Below are 18,693 nucleotides of genomic sequence, written 5' to 3' on the forward strand. Positions count from 1 at the left end.
GCCATGGCTCCGCCATGGCGCCCTCCTCCGCCTTGCGATCCACGGCACCAGACCCCGCTCCCTGATCCGGCCTGATCCAAACGAAAGACCCTAGGCGGCCGCGGGCGGCACCACGCGGATGCCGAATCCGAACGAGTTGATCGCCTTGGCGATGCCGACGAAGAGCAGCGCGAAGTGCTCCTGCCCGCGGGCGGTCACGATGCCCCCCAGGTCGAGCTGGGACTCACGGGGCCAGCCCAGATCGAGCAGCAACCCGCTCACCGTCCGCTTGGCGTCCGTGTCGTCGCCGGACAGGAAGATCGTGCTCGGCCCCTCCAGCGACCCGGGAGCGGTCATCAGCACGCTGTCGACCGTGCAGAGCGTCTTCACCACCGGCGTCCGCGGGAAGGTCCGCTGGAGCTCCTCGCCGAGGCTGACCACCGGGTGCGTGAGGGTGTCGTCCACCTGGTAGCCGACGGCGATGTCGAGCAGGATCTTCCCCTCAAGCGCCGATGCGCCGATCGACTGCAGGAGGGGCACCGACGCCGCCCCCGGCGTCGCGTTCACCAGCACCTCCGCGTGCGCCGCGGCGGCCGACGGATCCCCGACGCGGACGCCCGCGTCGAGCAACTCCTTCAACTCCCCATGGAGTTCGGTGTCCTCGGGTCGCCGCGACCCGAGGACGATGTCATGGCCCGCGCGGTTCCAGCCCGCCGCGAGCGCCTTGGCCACATGTCCCGTACCCAGAAGTCCGATTCGCATGACCATGACGCTAGGCGCGCACGACCGCGTGCCACATCGGACCATGGTCGGGCCGGGGCGTGCGCACGGCCTAGGGCGGGCGGACCAGGCCGATGATCCGGTGTGCCGGTGGAGCTCCCAGCGGCTCGGCGGCGCCCAGGGTTGGTGGCGGGGCTGAGATGATCGTACGTATGCACGCCTCACCCTCCGCCGCGTCGCACGGCGACCTCACCACCGAGCGGCTGCTGCTGCGGCCCGTGCGGGCGGCCGACGTGCCGGCCGTCACCCGGCTGTGGACCGACCCCGAGGTCCGGCGCCACCTGGGCGGGCCGGTCAGCGAGCATGTCGTACGGATCCGGCAGCGGCGGGTCGTCGGAGCACCCGGTGTCCACGCCGTGGTGCGGGCGGCCGACGGGGCCCTGCTCGGGCTCGTGACGGTGGAGCCCGGGGCACGCGACGGGGAGACGGAGGTCTCGTACCAGTTCCTGCCCGAACACTGGGGGCACGGCTACGCGCGCGAGGCCGTCGCCGCCGTCCTCGACGCGACGCTCCGGGACACGCCGAGCGTCGTCGCGCTCACCCAGGAGGCGAACCACCGCTCCCGACGGCTCCTCGAAGCCGTCGGCATGACCCACGTCTCCTCGTTCGTCGAGCACGACGCCCACCAGGTCCTCTACCGACGCGGCGGAGGCCGCACCACGGCGCCGGTCACACCCCCGCCCGTCAGGTGACCTTCTCGCCGGCCGCCAGTTTCGCCACCATCCGCTCCAGGCGCTGCGCCCTGCCCTTCGGCGTGCGCGCCTGCCACAGCCGCATGATCACGAGATACTGATCGGTCTTCCCGAGCCCCTCGTAGAAGACCCGCGCCCGCTCGTCGGCCGCCAGGGCCGCCGCCAGGTCGTCCGGTACGGTCGCCTCCGCCTGCGAGGGGTACGCGGAAGCCCACCGTCCGTCCGCCTGCGCGGCCCGCACCTCGGCGAGGCCCGGCTCCCGTATCCGCCCCGCCGCCGTGAGCGCCTCGACCTTGCGGACGTTCACCTGCGACCAGAGACTGCGGGGCCGACGCGGGGTGTACTTCTGGATGTAGTACCTCTCGTCCCCGCCCTTGCGCTGACCGTCGATCCAGCCGAAGCAGAGCATGCAGTCGAGGATCTCCGGAATGGTGAGGGAGGCGCCGCCCTTGCCCTTCTTCGCGACCCTCAGCCAGACCCCGGGCGTGTCGGCGTGGTGGGCCTCCAGCCACGCCTCCAGCTCCGCGGTCTCGGTGACCGTCATGAGCTCCAACCCCTCGTACCGCTCCATCGAGGCCCCCTGCCGTCGGCGGATGTCGTCCCCGGACGTCGTCCGGAGCGTTCGGTACCACCTTAGGGACCGCCACTGACAAGCGGCCCGACCAGCGCGCGGGACCGGGGCGGGCGGAGGCCCGTGCGCCCCAGCGTGGCGGAGGTGCGTGCGCCCCTTCGTCAGAACCGGGCGTGCGTGGTGATGTCCGACTCGAACTGGGTGATCATCTCCGGCGTGACCGTCGGCCGGCACTGCCCGATGGCCTCCAGGTAGTCCGCCGTCGTCGCGCCGGGCAGCCGCTCGTCGGCCGCCGAGCGGGCGCCGACGGCGACCAGATCGCGTTCGAAGGAGTTCTGCGCGGCGATCCGCGCGGCGTGTTCGATGTCGGCGGGCGTGAACAGGTCGCTCGCCGCCACCAGTTCGTCGATGTCGACATCGGGACGGCCCTCGGTGTAGCGCGCCCAGATCGCCGCGCGGGCCGCCTTGTCCGGCGTACCGATCGGGATGAGGTAGTCGAAGCGCCCTGGGCGCAGGAAGGCCGGATCGAGGGAGCGGATCGAGTTCGTGGCGCAGACGAGCAGCCGCTCGTCCCGCTCACGGAACCCCGGTATGAGCTTGAGGAGTTCGTTGGTCACGCCGTGCATGCCGCCGGGCTGCGCGGGCTCCTGCCGGACCGGGGCGATCTCCTCGACCTCGTCGATGAAGACCAGGACCCGCTCCAGCTCGGCGATCCGGGCGAACGCGGTGCGCAGCGCGGCCGCCAGATTGCCCTCGTCGGCGAGTCGGGACGGCAGGATCTCCACGAACGGCCAGCCGAGCCGGGAGGCGATGCCCCGCGCGAACGTCGTCTTGCCGGTTCCCGGCGGGCCGAAGAGCCCCACCGCGCGCGGTGGCCGCACGCCGTGCCGCGCCGCACGCTCCGGCTCGGCGAGCGGAAGGACGACGCGCCGTTCGATCAGGTCCTTCTCCCGCTCCATGCCGGCGACCTTGGCCCACAGGTCGCCCGGCAGCAGCCGTCCGCCGAGGTCGTCGAGGAGATTGGCGGCGGGCCCGTGCAGCGGCTCCACCTTCTCGAAGTAGGCGACGGCCGGCTGCCGCGTGTACCCGGCGTTGAGGAGACCCTCGCCGAGCAGCTCCTCCTCGGGCAGGACGTACGCGATCCGGCCGACCCGCGCCGCGACCAGCCGCCGCTCCAGCTCGACCAGGAGCGCACTGGCGAGGCCCCGGCCGCGCCACGCGGAGGAGATGGCGATCCGCATCACCCAGGCCCGCTCCCCGGAGACGGAGGCGAGCGCGGCCCCGATGGGAACGCCCTGGTGGACGGCGACGACCGCCGGCTGGCGGGAGGTGAGGGCGCTGATGCACTCGGCCAGGGAGAAGACGGACTCCTGGCCGAGCTCGGCCGTGGTGTCGATCAGGTGGACCACTGCGGCGAGATCGCTCTCGCGGTAGTCATGGATCAGCCAGTTCACCGGTACCGCCCCTCGTTCGTTTGTTCGTGTCGCGCCGTTCCGGTGAGGCTAGGGGCGGGGGAGGAGGCGGGTCGTGCGCCATCGTGCACAAGGCGACACGGGCGATTGCTACGAACCGTCACTGGGCTTGCGGCGCGGAACAGGGGTCCGGAAACGGGGAAGCCCCCGAAGGGGCTTCCTTCGGGGGCTTTGTCGCCGTGGAGCTCAGTACGCCGGAGCGAGCTTCGGGTTCGGGCCGTGGGCGTTGGCCTGCTGGTCACCCTCGGTGGCGAGGAAGACGATCAGGATGATGAAGCCGACCAGCGGGATCAGACTGATCAGGAACCACCAGCCCGAACGGCCGGTGTCGTGCAGACGGCGGACCGTCACGCCCAGGCCGGGCAGGAACACGGCCAGCACGTAGACGACGTACAGCAGCGGGTACGTGCCGATGGCCATGTCGACGACAGCGATGACGATCGCTGCGATGAGGTTGAACAGCGCGAACATCCAGTATTCCTGGCGGCGCGCACGGCCGGTGAATACGGCGTACTTCTTGAGAACGTCGAGGTACCAGTTCACTGAGTCCCCCCAAAGACTGGGAAATGCGAGCGGAGCCTGTCCCTGTGGAGGAGCTTACGCAGAACTTATGTGACCGAAACGCCGCGGCTCAATTCGTTACCCAAGGTGGGGCGTTGGGGGTTGGTGGGTCTGGATTTGATCCTGAGGCATGGCGACGGCGCCCCGTCCCGGGTGGGGACGGGGCGCCGTTCTCGGAGAGGATCAGGCCTTGATCGCTATTTTCGTGCCCTGCTGATCAGCATTCCGCCCGCCGTGAGGGCGAAGAGGCAGACGCAGGCGCCGGTGATGACGTTGGACAGGATCGCGCCGGTTCCGGCATCGGTGGTGGCTACCACCCAGGGGGAGAGGATCAGCCATACGCCGAGCGCCAGGACGACGAAGTTCAGGTCCTGGGACCGCTCCGGAGCCATCGACATACAGAGGCCGAGGACCGCGAGGGCGATACCGGTGACCAGGTTGCTGAGGGCGAGTTCGGGCCTGGCGGTCGAGAAGTGAACCACCCACCCGGAGACCGCGGCGTAGATACCGGCGAGGATCACAAGTTCCTCGACCGCCGCGACACCCCGTGTCTGGAGTATTTGCGAGTAGCGCTCCCGCATTTCCGTCGCGTCGGGGTGTCCCCTGATGTCACCAGGACGGTGAGAGACGTCAGACATACGACTCGCCTCCTTACTGGCGTCCAGCACGTCTGATCGCGCTTGCGGCGTCGTGCCGCGGTTACATTGTGCGCTTATCTGGCCTTTATGTGTAGGTCTGTCCGATATCGGATCCGAACAGAAATCATGGGCCGGAATGCGGTGGATCCCCCAAAGCGAGCGGGCGTCCGTGAATATTCAAGGAAGAGTCATGCGCTGTAGGGGCGGGTGATGATCTCCATGTTGTGGCCGTCGGGATCGTCGAAATAGGCGCCCCGGCCGCCGAAGAGGCCGTTGACGTGCCCGGGATCCTTATGGCCCGGGTCGGAGTAGTACGTGACTCCGGCCGCCTCCAGCCGGGAGATCATCAGGTCGAACTCGTCGTCCGGCACGAGGAAGGCGTAGTGCTGCGAGACGATCGGCTCGTCGGCGTTCTCGTAGAAATCGAGCGTCACGCGGTTGCCCGTGGCCACCGGGAGGAAGGGCCCGAAGGGCGCCCCGACCTCCAGGCCCAGGATCGTGGCGGTGAACTCGGCGGAGAGTCGCTTGTCGGTGGCGTGCACGATGGTGTGGTTGAGCTCGGCGGTCACGGGCGCTCCCGGTGGGTGGACGGCGGAGGTCTTCCTGTCTCGACGGTAGTCCGTCAAGGGGGGCGGGGAGGGGCCTGCGCGACGGCCGGAGGTGGGACGGGCGGCCGGTGAGGAGTGGTCGGCGTAGCCTGGAAGAGGACTCGGGGAACTCACGTCCCACCGCCGGGAGGCGGATGACCATGACCGGAATCGTCTCCAAGAACTTCGACTCGGCGGATGAGACCCGTCCGTTCGAAGGGGGCAAGGGAAGACTCGACCTGATCACCACGGAGCGCGGCCCGGTCGGCCGGGCGGTCTTCGAACCGGGCTGGCAGTGGAGCAAGCACGTCAAGCCCATCGCCGGCACGGACAGTTGCGAGGCCTCTCACGTCGGCTATGTCGTCGGCGGCCGGATGAAGATCACCATGAATGACGGCGAGTCCGTCGAGGTGGGACCCGGCGACTTCTTCACCGTCCAGCCGGGCCACGACGCCTGGGTCCTCGGCGACGAGCCGTGCGTGGCCCTGGACTGGGTCGGCTTCGGCGACTACGCGGTACGCCCGGGTGATTGACGCCCTGACGGGAACGAAATCCGCTGGCGGTTCGACGCCGTGCTTCGGCACGATGACCGGATGTACGAAGATCACCGCGTCCAGCCGCCCCGTACCGCGGACGAGCGGGCCACGCTCACCGCCATGCTTCAGTTCCAGCGCGACACCCTGGAGTTGAAGTGCGCGGGGCTCACCGCCGAGCAGCTCAAGGAGCGGGCGGCGCCTCCGTCGGGCCTCTCCCTCGTGGGGCTGGTGCGGCACGCGGCGGAGGTGGAGCGTGGCTGGTTCCGCAATGTGATCAACGGTGAGGACAGCCGTAGTCCCTGGACCCCGGCCGGTTCGACCGATTGGACCGACTTCGATGTCGACGACCTCGACGAGGCCGGGGTCGCCGAGGCGTTCACCGTCTGGCGCGAGGAATGCGCCCGAGCGCGTGCCGTGGTGGACGCGGCCCGGTCGCTGGACGTGTGCGGTCAAGTGGGGGAGGAGGCGTACTCCCTGCGCTATGTCATTGCCCACATGATCGAGGAGTACGCCCGTCACAACGGCCACGCGGACCTGCTGCGCGAACGCCTCGACGGCGTGACGGGCGAGTAGCGACCCGGGCCAAGGGGGCAGTGCCTGCCGCCCCGAACGGCCACCGAAAGCCCTGATCAACGGAGGCATTGGCCTGTTATCGTCGCCCGCATGCCTGAATTGGTCACCCCCACCACCCGCCTTCACCGTTCCTGGCTGGAAGCACACGCCGAGTGGAACCCCGGCGCCCGCCAGTCGGGCGCGGGGATAGGGCTGGCCGAGGAGGAGGCCCTCGCGATCCCCGAGGTCTTCGCCGCATGGGTGGGCCGGCTGCGAGAACAGGCCGACACGGCGCGCACGTTGAGCGGGGGCCGGGTGCACGCCACGCACTGGTGGATCGTCGAGGACGAGGCGTACGTCGGCGCGATCGACCTGCGCCACCGGCTCAACGACTTCCTGCTGCGCGCGGCCGGCCACGTCGGGTACAGCATCCGCCCGTCCGCCCGCCGCCGCGGCCTCGCCACCTGGGCCCTGGGCGCGATCCTCCCCGAGGCCCGAGCCCTCGGCCTGGACCGCGTCCTGGTGACCTGCGACGAGGACAACATCGCCTCCGCCCGCACGATCGAACGCAACGGCGGCGTCCTGGAGGACATCCGCACCACGGAGCTCGGCCGCAAGCGCCGCTATTGGATCACCTTGTGAGTTCATGCGAGGCGCGTGAAGGGGCCGAGGCGCCCGGGGTGGACGAGTTGCGCGGATCGCGCGGGAAGGTCGAGGGGTCGGAATGAACGAGATGCGGAACGCGCCCGAGGCGGCCGTCGGGCGCGACGCGGCCTTCACCGGCGAAGTCGCCGAGGCGATCGCGGCGGAGCTGCGGCTGCTGGAACCGTCGGTACGTTCCTCGCGCTTGCTGGCGCGGGACCTTCTCGACCCCGAGTTCGTGGAGGTCGGCGCGTCCGGACGTCGGTGGACGTACGAGGAGATGCTCGCCGCGCTGCCCGAGATGCAGGGCGCCGCCGACGACGGGCCGCGCTACGAACCCGCCGGGATGACCGGCACCCTCCTCGCGCCCGGCCTGGTCCACCTGACGTACGCGACGCACATCGACGGCCGACACGCCCTCCGCAGCTCCCTCTGGCGCCGCCACACCGACGGCACCTGGCGCATGTACTACCACCAGGCAACCCCGGTTCCGTCGAACCGACCCGAGGCGACCTGACGTACAAGAAGGGCACGAAGCCTCGGCGTACCGGATGGACGACGAGGCCAAGGACACAAGACAGAATCTCGGCGTCGGCTCGTCACTCCACCGAGGCGCCGGTGAGAGCCTTGGGCTCCCGAGGTCGAACGCGTGCTTGTCGAAGCGGAGGCGTCGAGAACGCAGCGCCGAACCTGCTCGACAGGCGGACAAGAGCCATCGCGACCCACACGGAGAGTGCCCAAGGCGGGCCGCCCTCATGATCGAGCAGTGCGGAAGCACCGATCATCGCGGGCGGCGCGTGAGTGTGGGATGGGTCCGGGGCGGCCCGAAGGCGCCGGCTGCGTGAGTACCGGGACCGCGTCCACCCCGTCACGGCGCGTGCGCGTTCACCCGTAGGCGTCCGTCATGCAGTCCTGGGCGCACGCGCCGCGTTCGTACTCGTGGCGGAGGGCGGCTGCTGCGAGGTGGGGGTTCCCGTTCGGATGGTCGAAGTGTTCGGCGGCCAGGCGCAGGACGTCCGAGACCGTGATGATCGCCGGCTCTCCCGTGCCGGCCGCGCCCCGCGCGGAGGCGATCGCCATGCCCGCCGCCCGCCGGAGCACCCGCCAGTGCTCCCCTTCCGTGGCTGGCCACGCCCGTGCGGGAGCCCACGGCCGCGCCGCGCGGCCCTGGCGGGCGGCGCCGAGCACCATGAGGCCGACCCCGGCGGCGACCGCGAGGATTCCGACCGCCGTCCCCGTCTGCAGTCCCGCCATGCGCGGCCTCCCTCCCCGACGAGCCCTCGTGTCAGTCGTACCCCGGTCGGACGGGCTCCAGTCGGGGCGCCTGCGGAGCCTCGTGACACGCGTAAGTGACACGTGTCACCTTTCCCCTCCAGCCGTTGACGTGGCTGATCAACGGCCGGACGCTGCTTCCATGACCGCCACCACCGTCACCACCACCCGCGGCCCCGTGCGCGGCGAGCGCCGGGCCGACGGGAGCCTCCGCTTCCTCGGCATCCCCTACGCGCAGCCGCCCGTCGGCGATCTCCGCTTCGCGGCGCCCGTGCCGCCGGAGCCGTGGAGCGAACCCCTGGACGCCACCGCCTACGGGCCGACCGCCCAGCGCCGCCCCTTCGCCGACGTCACCACCATCCCCGAGCCCTCCATCCCGGGCGCCGGGGTCCTCAACCTCAACGTCTTCACCCCGGACACCGACCCTGAGGCAGGGCTTCCCGTCCTGGTCTGGATCCACGGCGGCGGTTACGTGGCGGGCTCGGCGGCCAGCCCCTGGTACGACGGAACGGCCTTCAACCGGGACGGTGTCGTCCTGGTCTCCCTCGGCTACCGGCTCGGCATCGAGGGCTTCCTGCACCTCGACGACGCCCCCGACAACCGAGGCGTACGCGACTGGGTCGCCGCCCTCGAATGGGTCCGGGACAACATCGCAGGCTTCGGCGGCGACCCCGCCAAGGTCACCGTCGCCGGCCAGTCGGCGGGCGGCGGCGCCGTGCAGACGCTGCTCGCCGTCCCCGCCGCCAGGGGTCTGTTCCGGGGCGCGCTCTCCGTCTCGGGGGCGGTCATGCGCCCCGACGGCCCCGAGGTCGCCCGCGCCGTGTCCCGCCTGTTCACGGCGCGTACCGGCGTACCCGCCACCGCCGCCGCCCTCCGGGACCTGAGCGACGGCGAACTCCTCGACCTCCAGGACCGCCTGGGCGCTCCCGGCCCGGACCGCGCGGGCCTGCCGCCCCTGCTCTCCCTGGCGCCCTTCGCCGACGGAGAGCTGATCCCGGAACCCGTCCTCGACGCCCTGACGGCCGGGGACGCGGGCGCCGACGTACCGCTGATGCTGGGCTTCACCGCCCACGAGTTCAACGCCGTCCCCGGCCCCGACGGGCCGCCCATGCCGTTCCTCCTCGGCTCGCTCGGACTGGCCGAGGACCGCGTCGAGGCCTTCACCACGGCGTACGCGGCGGCCGGACCGGACACGCTGTTCGGCCAGGCGCTCACGGACGCCACCTTCCGTGCACCCTCACTGACTGTCGCGGACGCCCGCGCCGCACGCCAACGGCCCACCTGGCTCTATGAGTTCCAGTGGACGTCGCCCGTGGACGGCACGGCCTTCCACTGTCTTGACCTGCCGTACGCCTTCGACCTGCTCGACGCCGAAGGCGTCACCGCCGCCGCGGGCGACGCGCCGCCCCGCGCTCTGGCCGACGCGATGCACCGCGCCTGGGTCGCCTTCGTGCGGGACCAGGATCCGGGCGCGTCCTGGCCGCGCTACACCGCCGACGAGCACGCCACGATGCTCTGGGGCGCCGAGCCGCGCGTGGAGCGCGACCCGCTGGCGTCCGTCCGCGAGATCTGGCTCGACTGATCGGAGAATCGGCGGATCGCACGAGTCGGCGCCGGTGGGCTCCCCGGCCGCCCAACATCGGTCCGGGGAGCCCGCCTCCCTCAGGCCATGTGTCTCAAGCGGCCGTCGGGAGTCCTGCCCTGGCCAGGGCTTCGATGATGGCCTCGGAGAATGGCTGGATGTCGGCCGGCTTGCGCGAGGTGATGAGCGGGAAGCCGCCGGAGGCGTCGACCACGACCTCGCGGTCGCGCCAGGTGCCGCCCGCGTTCACGAGGTCGGTGCCGAGCGAGGGGTAGGAGGTGACCTCCTTGTCCGCGACCAGCCCGCTGTCGATGAGCAGCCACGGTCCGTGACAGATCGCCGCGACGATCTTGCCGCCCGTCGCGAACGCCGTGAGGAGCCCCTGAGCCGTCTGGTCGGTCCGCAGCCGGTCGGCGTTGAGGGTCCCGCCCGGCACGACCACCGCGTCGTAGTCGTCCGCCGACACCTTGGCGTACGTCGTGTCGGGTCGGACTTCTTCACCGGGGCGCCGGTCCGACACGAGCGTCACGACGGGTTCGTCGTCCTGCGCGGCCACGGTGACCTGGGCACCCGCCTCCCGTAGGGCCGCGACCGGCTTCGTCAGCTCGTCCTGCTCGGTGCCGTAGTTCGTCGTGAGGACGAGTACGCGCTTTCCGTTGATCGACACGACGTGTGCCTCCTGCCTGTCCGTCCGTCCTGAGCGGCTGTCGTGGTCGTACGCCCTGTCATGGCCGTACGTGTGCTTCGGGCCGGCCTGCCGGCCACACTCAGGCGACTCACCACGCACGGCGAGGTCAAACCGTGCAGGTTCAGCCCGCGCGGAATCCGATGGTCCCGTCGGGCAGGACGGCCTCCACCGTCGCACCGTGCTCGACGGTGCGGCTCACCGTGCAGAACTTCTCGTGCGTGAGCCGCACACCGCGCGCGAAGACCTCGGCGGCCTTCGGATTGTTGTCCGGCAGCTCGAACTCGTAGCTGACCCTGATCCGGCCCACCCGGCCGTCGTCCTCCGGCAGGGAGACCGACTCCACGACGATCCGCAGGTCGTCGTGGTCCACGGCGCGCGCCGTCCGGTCCACGACCATGCCGCCGCAGCCGCCCATGGCCGCGAGCAGCAGTTCGACGGGGGTGAAGGAGGGCTGGGCGTCCGCGTCGTCCGCCGCCCCCATGCGTACCTCCGCGCCCCGGTCGTTGCGGGCGGTCCACTGCCGGTAGCCGGTGCGGACGGTCTCGATGCGGTAGTCGGCCATGGTGTCGTGACTCCTCGTGCGTGGGTGCGATGCGTGTGCGTGGGCGCGGGTGTGCGTGGGCGTGTGCGTACGGTGCGGTCGACCGCCCACGCAACCCCACCCGGGCCACGGCTCGCCAGAGGGCGCGCCGCGACGGCCGCGGGCCGGCCTGAGTATCCCGGGCAGGCCGGGTGAGTACATCGCCGGATGCCCGGCCCCGGCCTCCTCCGGTCGAATGGGGTCATGACCACGGACGCCCGGCCCACCAGCCGTATCCAGCACGTCACGGCCACCGGTTCGGCCGTGGCGGTCGCGCTGCTCCCGCTCGTCGTCGGCATGATGCTGGCGCGGAGCGTGGGAGTCGACCCGATGACCTCTGTGAACGCCCTGATCACCAGTGGTGGCCAGCGTGCCCGGCTCTCCCGCTGCCAGCTGCGCGCCGTACGTCGTCCGGCGCTCCCCACCCTCTCGGCCCTGCCCGCGTTCCCCGCCCGCCGGGGGCGGTGAGGCTTCACCCGACCTTCTCCCCACTCTCCGCCCAACTTCCCATTGGGCGCCCGCCCGTGCGGCCTGACGCCCCGCCCCTGATCCGCCGCGCCCCCGCCCGGCCTGACGCGCCCGCCCCCGTCGCGCGGCCGGCCGCCCGGGGCATCTGCCGTCAGACGGGCTTGCGCGCCATCAGGAGGGCCTGCGGGGTGTTCTCGGTCGCGTCGCCCGGCGCCCGTACCAGGCGGGCGGTCTCGACGAGACCGGCTTCGCCCAGGAGGGCGGCGACGCGGTCCGGTGGGTAGCGGTAGACGTCGAGAGTGACGTCGTGGCCGTACGCCTTCTCCAGCGGCACCCGCTCGTCGCCGACCTTGAAGCCGACGAGGACGAGGCCCCCGGGTGCCAGGACGCGGTGGAACTCGCCGAAGAAGACGGCCAGTTCCTCCTCCGGCGCGTGGACGGTCGACCACCAGGACAGGACGCCGCCCAGTGAGCCGTCGGGCAGGTCAAGGGCCGCCATCGACCCCACCTCGAAGCGCGATCCGGGGTACTCCTCCCGCGCCACCGCGATCATTCCCGGCGACAGGTCGACCCCGAAGACGTCGGCCCCGAGGCCCTGCAGGTACGCCGTCACCCGGCCGGTCCCGCACCCCAGGTCGCCGATCGGTCCCAGGCCGGCCGAACCGACCTGTGAGGCGAAGGCGTCGAGTACCGCGCGGTCCAGGGGAGTGGTGTCGAGGTGGTCACGGAGCAGACGCTGGTAGTCGGCGGCGACGGTGTCGTAGGAAGCTCGGGTCCGGCGCACGCGAAGGTCTTCGGTCATGCGCAGGACCCTAGAGCGGGTAGAGGCCACCGTACCCGAATCCGGCCAACCTCGGCCTCCGAAACCGGCCCGACCTCAGCCCCGGAACGTCGCGGGCCGTTCCGGGGACGCCTCCGCGAGGGCCTTCGTGACCGCTTCCGCTCCGGCCCGCAGGCCGTAGACCGGGGTGTCGGGCTGCTGGCGCCAGGACTCGTCGATCCCGCCCGCGTCGACGGTGTCGAAGCCCAGCTGGTCGATGAGGGCGCGGACGGTCTTCTTCGCGACCTCGTCGTCGCCCGCGACGGGCAGCGCCATGCGCTCCGGGTCTCCGGCCGGGAGGGGCTTGTCCAGGATGTCCTCGGCGTAGGTGCCGTTGAACGCCTTGATCACCGGGTGGCCGAGGTGCTGCTCGACCCAGCGGCTCTCGGTCAGTCCCTCGTCCTCGATCGCCGCGATCCGGCCGTCGCGCTGCTGCGGGTAGTAGTTGTTGGTGTCGATGAGGGCGAAGCCGTCCGCCGCCTCGTCGAAGAGGCCCGCGGGCAGATCCGGAATCGCCTTCAGCGGAATGGTCACCACCACGATCTCGGCGCCGCGCGCCGCCTCGCCGACGGTGACGGGCGTCGCGCCGGTCTCCTCGGCGAGCGCGGTGAGGGTGTGCGGCCCACGGGAGTTCGCGACGGACACGTCGTGGCTGAGGGCGGTGAGGCGACGGGTGAGGTTGCCGCCGATGTTGCCTGCGCCGATGATGCCGATCTTCATGGACGTTCCTTCCGAGCGGGTGCGACGGGGTGTCACGCAAGCCCTGAACCGCCGTTCCCGGGCGTGGTATTCCCTGGTTCGCCCCGCCGTGGCGTGAAGGCACCGCGTGGCCGCCGTGAATCCTGCGCTCTCGCGGACGCGGACCGCCGCGCATGCGCGATGATCCCTCCGACGGGGTGGTTCGTGGAGAGGGCAGTCGATGACCGTGGGCGACGACGCGCAGCAGCAACGCCGACAGGAGGAGTCAGGGCCGGGCGAAGGGCCGGACCGGCGCCGCTTCCTCGGATACGTCCTCGCCGCGCCGACCCTCACGGTCGCCGCGCAGCTCGGCGAGGCGGTCCTCGCCCCCGCGCCGGCGGCCGCAGCGGCTCCCGCGCTGGTGCCCTCCCTGCCCGGGCCGTCCGAGATCTACGACCTCAACGACATGCTCACGCACGCGGCCCTGCCCACCGCGAACCTGATCACCATCCGGATCGAGGCCGACGGCACCGCCTCCTTCGCCCTGCCCCGGGCCGAGGTCGGCCAGGGCATCACCACCTCCTCCGCCATGGTGATCGCCGAGGAGCTCGACCTCCCGCTGGAGAAGGTGCGCGTCACCCTCGCCGACGCCCGCCCGGAGCTGCTGTTCAACCAGATGACCGGCGGCTCCAACACCACCATCGCCACCTTCACCCCCATCCGCGTCGCCGCCGCCGTGGCCCGGGGCCGGCTCCTGCGCGCCGCCGCCCTGGAGCTCGGGGAGCTGCTCGGCTCGCTCACCGCCAAGGCAGGGGCGATCGTCTCGTCGGCGACCGGCCGGAGCATCGGCTACGGCGAACTCGCCGCCAAGGCCGCCGCCGTCAGCGACACGGCGGTCGCGGTCGCCCTCAAGAAGCCGTCCGAGTTCAAGGTCATCGGCACCGCCCAGCGCCGGATCGACGCGCTGGAGGCCGTGACGGGGCGGAAGAAGTTCGCCATGGACGTGGCTGTGCCCGACGCCCTTCCGACGATGGTCTGCCGACCGCCGACGATCAACGGCACCGTCCGCTCGGTCGACAACCTGGCCGAGGCGCGGGCCATGCCCGGCATCACCGACGTCGTACGGATCTCCACCGGCGTCGCCGTCCGCGGCCGCACCTTCGGCCAGTGCATCGACGCCGTCCGCGCCCTGAAGGTCACCTGGGGGCCCGGCACCGCCGAGGGCGCCTCGGACGCGACCGTCCAGCGCACGCTGCGTGCCGCCGAACTTCCGCTCGTCGTACCGCCGTTGCCTCTGCTGACCAAGGCCGTCGACGCCCGCTTCACCTTCCACTTCTCCAGCAACAGCGCCCTGGAGACCAACTGCGCCATCGCGGACGTGCGTCCGCACTCGGCCGAGATCTGGGCGAGCCTGAAGACGCCGATCGTCGCCCAGGAGCAGATCGCCCTCCAACTCGGCCTCCCGGTCACCGCGGTCAAAGTCCATGTCACCGAGGGCGGTGGTTCGTTCGGCCGCAAGCTCTTCCACGACGCCGCCGCCGAGGCCGCCGAGATCTCCCGGGCCATGGGCAAGCCCGTGAAGCTGATGTGGCACCGGACCGACGACTTCCGCCAGGGCCGTACGCACCCCATGTCGACGTCCCGGGTCCGGGCCACGTACACGCTCGGCGAGGTACTGACGTACGAGCAGCGCCACACCTCCGTCGCCACGGACTTCGGCCACGGACTCGGCGAGGTCATCACCTCCACGGCCGCCCAACTGCCTGTGGGTGACCTCGCCTTCTCCGAGACGATCTTCGCGCTCACCCAGCAGAGCCCGTACCACTTCGGCGTGACCACCCAGCTGCTCAGCGAGACCGACAAGGGCTTCAACACCGGCTCCATGCGCGGCATCTACTCGCCCAACGTCCGCTGCGCGCAGGAGCTCGTCGTGGACGAACTCGCCCGGCGCATGGGCAAGGACGCGTACGCGTTCCGTCGCCGGCACCTCAAGGAGGAGCGGGCCCGGGCGGTCCTGGACAAGGTCGCCGAGGTGGGCGACTGGGGTCGGGCGCTGCCCGCCGGCATGGCCCAGGGCATCGCCGTCCACCCCGAGTACCACGCCTTCGTCGCCGTACTCGCGGAGATCGACTGCCGGCCGGAGACGACCGGCCGGAAGATCCACGACGCGTACACCGGCCCCCGTGTCACCAAGGTCGTCTGCGCGGTCGACGTCGGCCTCGCCGTCAACCCGCGCGGTCTGGAGGCCCAGATGATGGGCGGCATCGTGGACGGCATCGCGCTCGCCCTCACCTCCGGACTGCACCTGCGCGACGGCCACTTCCAGGAGGGCAGCTGGGACAACTACTTCTACACCCGGCAGTGGAACACCCCGCCCGAGCTGGAGATCGTCGTCATGCCGCCGACCTCGGACCGGCCGGGCGGTGCGGGCGAGCTGGCCGTCGGCGCGGCGATGGCGGCGGTGGCCTGCGCGTACGGCCGGGCCACCGGCACCATGCCGACGACCTTCCCCGTCAACCACGCCGAGCCGCTCGCCTTCGAGCCGCTGCCCACCACCCCGCCGATCCCCGCCTCGCCGGTCGACGGCCTCGACCACGCGTTCTAGGACCCAGGAGCCACCGTGCCGCGCCACACCTTCATCCTCAACGGCAAGGCCGTCACGGCCGAGGTCGAGGACGACGTCCGGCTGCTGTGGGTGCTCCGGGACGTCCTCGGCGTCACCGGCCCCAAGTACGGCTGCGGGCTCGGCGTCTGTCAGGCGTGCACCAGCCACATCAACGGCAAGGCGTTCAACCCCTGCTCCGTTCCGGTCAAGGACATCGCCCCCACCGACGAGATCACCACGATCGAGGGGCTCCCGGCGACCGTCGGCAAGGAGCTGCACCCCATGCAGGAGGCATGGCTGGATCTCGACGTCGTCCAGTGCGGCTACTGCCAGCCCGGTCAGATCATGACGGCTGTCGCCAAGGTCCGCGCCGCGCGGGACGCCGGACGGGAGATCGACGAGGCCGACCTCGACGAAATCCGCAACATCTGCCGCTGTGGGACCTATAACCGGATCCGTGAGGCGATCGTGGCGGGAGCCCGCCGCATGCCCTGACCGGGCCGCCCGCGCCATTCGCGCACCCCGAGCCCAGCACGAGGGAGACCTGAGCATGCCACGGAAGATCGTCCTGATGATGCAGGTCTCCCTCGACGGGTACATCGAGGGCCCGGACCGCGACATCGACTGGCACATGGTCGACGAGGAACTGCACCAGTACTTCAACGAGCAGGTCGCCTCCATGGGCGGCATCCTCAGCGGCCGGGTCACCCACGAGCTGATGGCCGATTTCTGGCCGACCGCCGACGCCGACCCGAACGCGGCGCCGGAGATGGTCGAGTTCGCGCGGATCTGGCGCGACATCCCCAAAATCGTCTACTCCACGACGCTGGAGCACGCCGACTGGAACACGACGATCGTCCGCCGCGTCGACCCGGACGAGGTCCGGGCCCTCAAGGAGCAGCCCGGCGCCGACCTCGTCCTGGGCGGCGCCGACCTCGCCGCGTCCTTCATGGAGCACGACCTGATCGACGCGTTCCACATCTGCGTCCAGCCGGTCCTCATCGGCCGCGGCAAACCCCTCTTCCGTGAGACGGACGCCGCGACCCCGCTCACCCTCACCGGAACCCGCACCTTCGGCAACGGAGTGGTCCTCCTGCGCTACGACCGGGCCCGCTGACGAGCACCGTCCTGCGCCAGAAGCCGATCGCGCGGGCCTACACCAACGGCTGATCCGAACGAGGTGTTCCGACCTCTTGTGGGCTGCGCGGCAACTCCTTACTGTCGGGTAAGTCGCCCTGGCAGGCAGGGCAGTTGATGCCGCACGGTCTCCTGGAAGGAACACCGATGTCCGCTGCCCGGACGCGGGGCGCCCGTCGCCTCCTGCTCGGTTCCCTGGCCGCCGCCCTGGTCCTCTCCGTCGGGGGCGGTGGCACCGTCGCCGCCGCCTCGCCCGACGCGCCAGGGGCGGCCGACGGGCTGCGCGAGGTGATGTTCGTGGGGAACAACTGGGACGGCACCGCCGACGTCATCGAGGCCTCCGGCGACTTCTCCCGCCTCGGCCGGATCAACGTCATCCCCGACCGCGAGGCCCGGATGTGGGAGATCGGGCTGAACCCGCTCAAGCTCGCGTTCTTCCTCGGCATCCGGCAGGGCCCCGGCGAGGGCCACGACCAGTTCGTCGACGACATGTACGCCACGCCGGACGGCTCGGCGATGGTGGTCTCCCGGCCGAGCTTCGCCGACGTCGTCTCGATCGACCTCCGCACCGGTGGGATCAACTGGCGCTTCCTCGTGTCCGGTTTCCGCTCCGACCACATGGCGGTCTCGCCCGACGGCACCCGTGTGGCCGTCTCGGCCTCCACCTCCAACCGGGTCCACGTCCTCGACATCAGCACGGGCAAGGAGCTCGGCTCGTTCGCCACCGGTGACAAGCCTCACGAGAACGTCTTCACCGCCGACGGCCGGTACCTGTGGAACATGGCCATCGGCGAGGTCACCACCGCTCTCGACGGCCCCGGCTGGGACTGGACCAAGGGCGACCGCAAGATCACCGTCGTCGACGCCCGCACCTTCCAACAGGTCCGCGTCATCGACATGCGCGCCCGGCTCGACGCCTTCGGCCGCAAGGACCTCTCCGACGCGGTCCGGCCCGTCGCCTTCACCCCGGACGAGTCCACGCTCTACTTCCAGGTCTCGTTCTTCAACGGATTCCTGGAGTACGACGTCGCCACCGATCGCATCACCCGCCTGAAGACGCTTCCCGAGAACCCGGCGACCAACCCGGACCGCACCACGTGGGTCAACGACTCGCGCCACCACGGCATGTCCATGAGCCCCGACGGCTCCAAGCTCTGTGTCGCCGCCACCATGGACGACTACGCCACCGTCGTGGACCGTGCGAGTCTGCGGGAGGGCCCGCTGGTCACGGCCGCCAAGCCGTACTGGGCCACCGTCAGCGGCGACGGCCGCTCCTGCGTCATCTCGGAGAGCGGCGCGGACAAGGTGACCGCGATCGACTTCGCCACCGGCCGCGCCGTCGCCTCGGTCCCGGTCGGCGACCACCCGCAGCGCGTCCGCCTGGCCCGAATCCCCGCCGGCTGGACGGCTCCGGCCGCCCGCTGACGGTGGCCCGGTGAGCGTCGAAGGAGCCCGCCGCTGTCAGTGCGCGGCGGGCGAACCCGACGCCAACTTCTCCCGTACGGCGTCGAGATACTCGGCCACCGCGTCCCGGTTCCGGGTCAGGAACCGGATGCGTTCGGTCATCCGGTCCCGTTCGTTCTCCAGTGTGGCGAGCATCTCCGGTGTGGCGTCGGGGAAGTGGATGACCCGGGGCTTGTCGAGGCAGGGCAGGATCTGCTTGATGATCCGCGTCGGCAGCCCCGCGTCGAGGAGGCCGCGGATCTGCAGGACCCGGTCCACGTTCGACTCGTCGTACACGCGATAGCCGTTCGGCAGACGATCGGCGACGATGAGTCCCTGCTCCTCGTAGTAGCGCAGCATCCTGCGCGGAGTGCCGGTGCGGTCCGCCAGTTCTCCGATGCGCATGTGGT

General features: G+C 71.1%; 23 protein-coding genes. 11 read left to right on the forward strand and 12 right to left on the reverse strand.

Annotated features, from left to right (window positions below; all coding sequences use genetic code 11):
• Positions 1–90 precede the first annotated feature (90 nt).
• The gene (locus ACWF79_RS04825) at positions 91–741 is read right to left on the reverse strand and encodes an NADPH-dependent F420 reductase (protein WP_453726604.1); all 651 of its coding nucleotides are present in this window, start codon (positions 739–741) and stop codon (positions 91–93) included.
• Between the two features lie 170 nt (positions 742–911).
• Here ACWF79_RS04825 and ACWF79_RS04830 point away from each other — a divergent pair, with 170 nt between their 5' ends.
• Positions 912–1,451 (forward strand): GNAT family N-acetyltransferase, encoded by a 540-nt coding sequence (locus tag ACWF79_RS04830; RefSeq protein WP_453726605.1) that lies wholly within the window; start codon positions 912–914, stop codon positions 1,449–1,451.
• On the opposite strand, the gene ACWF79_RS04835 is transcribed toward ACWF79_RS04830, so the two are convergent.
• The 5 genes from ACWF79_RS04835 to ACWF79_RS04855 form a co-directional block, all read right to left on the reverse strand.
• On the reverse strand, positions 1,444–2,022 hold the full coding sequence (locus ACWF79_RS04835; RefSeq protein ID WP_453726606.1) for a YdeI/OmpD-associated family protein: 579 nt from the start codon (positions 2,020–2,022) through the stop codon (positions 1,444–1,446). The genes ACWF79_RS04830 and ACWF79_RS04835 overlap by 8 nt on opposite strands.
• A 161-nt stretch (positions 2,023–2,183) precedes the next feature.
• A complete protein-coding gene (locus ACWF79_RS04840; protein WP_453726607.1) occupies positions 2,184–3,476 on the reverse strand; it encodes an ATP-binding protein in 1,293 nt (430 codons plus the stop codon).
• A 204-nt stretch (positions 3,477–3,680) separates the two neighbouring features.
• Positions 3,681–4,037, reverse strand: a complete 357-nt coding sequence (locus ACWF79_RS04845) for a DUF805 domain-containing protein (RefSeq protein ID WP_453726608.1) — start codon at positions 4,035–4,037, stop codon at positions 3,681–3,683.
• A gap of 215 nt (positions 4,038–4,252) precedes the next feature.
• Positions 4,253–4,693: an SPW repeat protein gene (locus ACWF79_RS04850; protein WP_453726609.1), complete on the reverse strand. Its 441-nt coding sequence runs from the start codon at positions 4,691–4,693 to the stop codon at positions 4,253–4,255.
• A gap of 188 nt (positions 4,694–4,881) precedes the next feature.
• Positions 4,882–5,262: a VOC family protein gene (locus ACWF79_RS04855; protein ID WP_453726610.1), complete on the reverse strand. Its 381-nt coding sequence runs from the start codon at positions 5,260–5,262 to the stop codon at positions 4,882–4,884.
• 179 nt (positions 5,263–5,441) lie between these two features.
• Here ACWF79_RS04855 and ACWF79_RS04860 point away from each other — a divergent pair, with 179 nt between their 5' ends.
• The 4 genes from ACWF79_RS04860 (at position 5,442) to ACWF79_RS04875 (ending at position 7,527) form a co-directional block, all read left to right on the forward strand.
• Positions 5,442–5,813, forward strand: coding sequence for a cupin domain-containing protein (locus ACWF79_RS04860; RefSeq protein ID WP_453726892.1), 372 nt, complete (start codon positions 5,442–5,444; stop codon positions 5,811–5,813).
• 60 nt (positions 5,814–5,873) lie between these two features.
• Complete coding sequence (locus tag ACWF79_RS04865; protein WP_453726611.1) at positions 5,874–6,389, forward strand: DinB family protein; 516 nt, start codon at positions 5,874–5,876, stop codon at positions 6,387–6,389.
• Between the two features lie 90 nt (positions 6,390–6,479).
• On the forward strand, positions 6,480–7,010 hold the full coding sequence (locus ACWF79_RS04870; protein WP_453726612.1) for a GNAT family N-acetyltransferase: 531 nt from the start codon (positions 6,480–6,482) through the stop codon (positions 7,008–7,010).
• 91 nt (positions 7,011–7,101) lie between these two features.
• On the forward strand, positions 7,102–7,527 hold the full coding sequence (locus ACWF79_RS04875) for a nuclear transport factor 2 family protein (RefSeq protein ID WP_453726893.1): 426 nt from the start codon (positions 7,102–7,104) through the stop codon (positions 7,525–7,527).
• A gap of 368 nt (positions 7,528–7,895) precedes the next feature.
• On the opposite strand, the gene ACWF79_RS04880 is transcribed toward ACWF79_RS04875, so the two are convergent.
• Positions 7,896–8,264, reverse strand: a complete 369-nt coding sequence (locus ACWF79_RS04880; RefSeq protein ID WP_453726613.1) for a hypothetical protein — start codon at positions 8,262–8,264, stop codon at positions 7,896–7,898.
• 160 nt (positions 8,265–8,424) lie between these two features.
• On the opposite strand from ACWF79_RS04880, the gene ACWF79_RS04885 reads away from it, so the two are divergent.
• Positions 8,425–9,864, forward strand: coding sequence for a carboxylesterase/lipase family protein (locus ACWF79_RS04885; protein ID WP_453726614.1), 1,440 nt, complete (start codon positions 8,425–8,427; stop codon positions 9,862–9,864).
• Between the two features lie 94 nt (positions 9,865–9,958).
• Here ACWF79_RS04885 and ACWF79_RS04890 read toward each other — a convergent pair whose 3' ends face one another.
• Positions 9,959–10,531, reverse strand: coding sequence for a type 1 glutamine amidotransferase domain-containing protein (locus ACWF79_RS04890; RefSeq protein ID WP_453726615.1), 573 nt, complete (start codon positions 10,529–10,531; stop codon positions 9,959–9,961).
• A gap of 142 nt (positions 10,532–10,673) precedes the next feature.
• A complete protein-coding gene (locus tag ACWF79_RS04895; RefSeq protein WP_453726616.1) occupies positions 10,674–11,114 on the reverse strand; it encodes an OsmC family protein in 441 nt (146 codons plus the stop codon).
• 222 nt (positions 11,115–11,336) lie between these two features.
• On the opposite strand from ACWF79_RS04895, the gene ACWF79_RS04900 reads away from it, so the two are divergent.
• Positions 11,337–11,600: a hypothetical protein gene (locus ACWF79_RS04900; RefSeq protein ID WP_453726617.1), complete on the forward strand. Its 264-nt coding sequence runs from the start codon at positions 11,337–11,339 to the stop codon at positions 11,598–11,600.
• Between the two features lie 151 nt (positions 11,601–11,751).
• Here ACWF79_RS04900 and ACWF79_RS04905 read toward each other — a convergent pair whose 3' ends face one another.
• Together ACWF79_RS04905 and ACWF79_RS04910 are read right to left on the reverse strand one after the other, a co-directional pair.
• Positions 11,752–12,402 (reverse strand): class I SAM-dependent DNA methyltransferase, encoded by a 651-nt coding sequence (locus ACWF79_RS04905; protein ID WP_453726618.1) that lies wholly within the window; start codon positions 12,400–12,402, stop codon positions 11,752–11,754.
• A 75-nt stretch (positions 12,403–12,477) separates the two neighbouring features.
• Positions 12,478–13,452: an NADPH-dependent F420 reductase gene (locus ACWF79_RS04910; protein ID WP_453726619.1), complete on the reverse strand. Its 975-nt coding sequence runs from the start codon at positions 13,450–13,452 to the stop codon at positions 12,478–12,480.
• On the opposite strand from ACWF79_RS04910, the gene ACWF79_RS04915 reads away from it, so the two are divergent.
• From ACWF79_RS04915 to ACWF79_RS04930, 4 genes are all read left to right on the forward strand, one after another.
• Positions 13,340–15,703 (forward strand): molybdopterin cofactor-binding domain-containing protein, encoded by a 2,364-nt coding sequence (locus tag ACWF79_RS04915; RefSeq protein WP_453726620.1) that lies wholly within the window; start codon positions 13,340–13,342, stop codon positions 15,701–15,703. The genes ACWF79_RS04910 and ACWF79_RS04915 overlap by 113 nt on opposite strands.
• 15 nt (positions 15,704–15,718) lie before the next feature.
• Positions 15,719–16,198 (forward strand): (2Fe-2S)-binding protein, encoded by a 480-nt coding sequence (locus ACWF79_RS04920; protein WP_453726621.1) that lies wholly within the window; start codon positions 15,719–15,721, stop codon positions 16,196–16,198.
• 55 nt (positions 16,199–16,253) lie between these two features.
• Positions 16,254–16,820 (forward strand): dihydrofolate reductase family protein, encoded by a 567-nt coding sequence (locus ACWF79_RS04925; protein ID WP_453726622.1) that lies wholly within the window; start codon positions 16,254–16,256, stop codon positions 16,818–16,820.
• 167 nt (positions 16,821–16,987) lie between these two features.
• Positions 16,988–18,265, forward strand: a complete 1,278-nt coding sequence (locus ACWF79_RS04930; protein ID WP_453726623.1) for a YncE family protein — start codon at positions 16,988–16,990, stop codon at positions 18,263–18,265.
• A 36-nt stretch (positions 18,266–18,301) separates the two neighbouring features.
• On the opposite strand, the gene ACWF79_RS04935 is transcribed toward ACWF79_RS04930, so the two are convergent.
• The gene (locus ACWF79_RS04935) at positions 18,302–18,688 is read right to left on the reverse strand and encodes a MerR family transcriptional regulator (protein WP_453726624.1); all 387 of its coding nucleotides are present in this window, start codon (positions 18,686–18,688) and stop codon (positions 18,302–18,304) included.
• Between the last annotated feature and the right edge of the window lie 5 nt (positions 18,689–18,693).

The sequence above is a fragment of the Streptomyces sp. NPDC054975 genome (assembly GCF_053609105.1).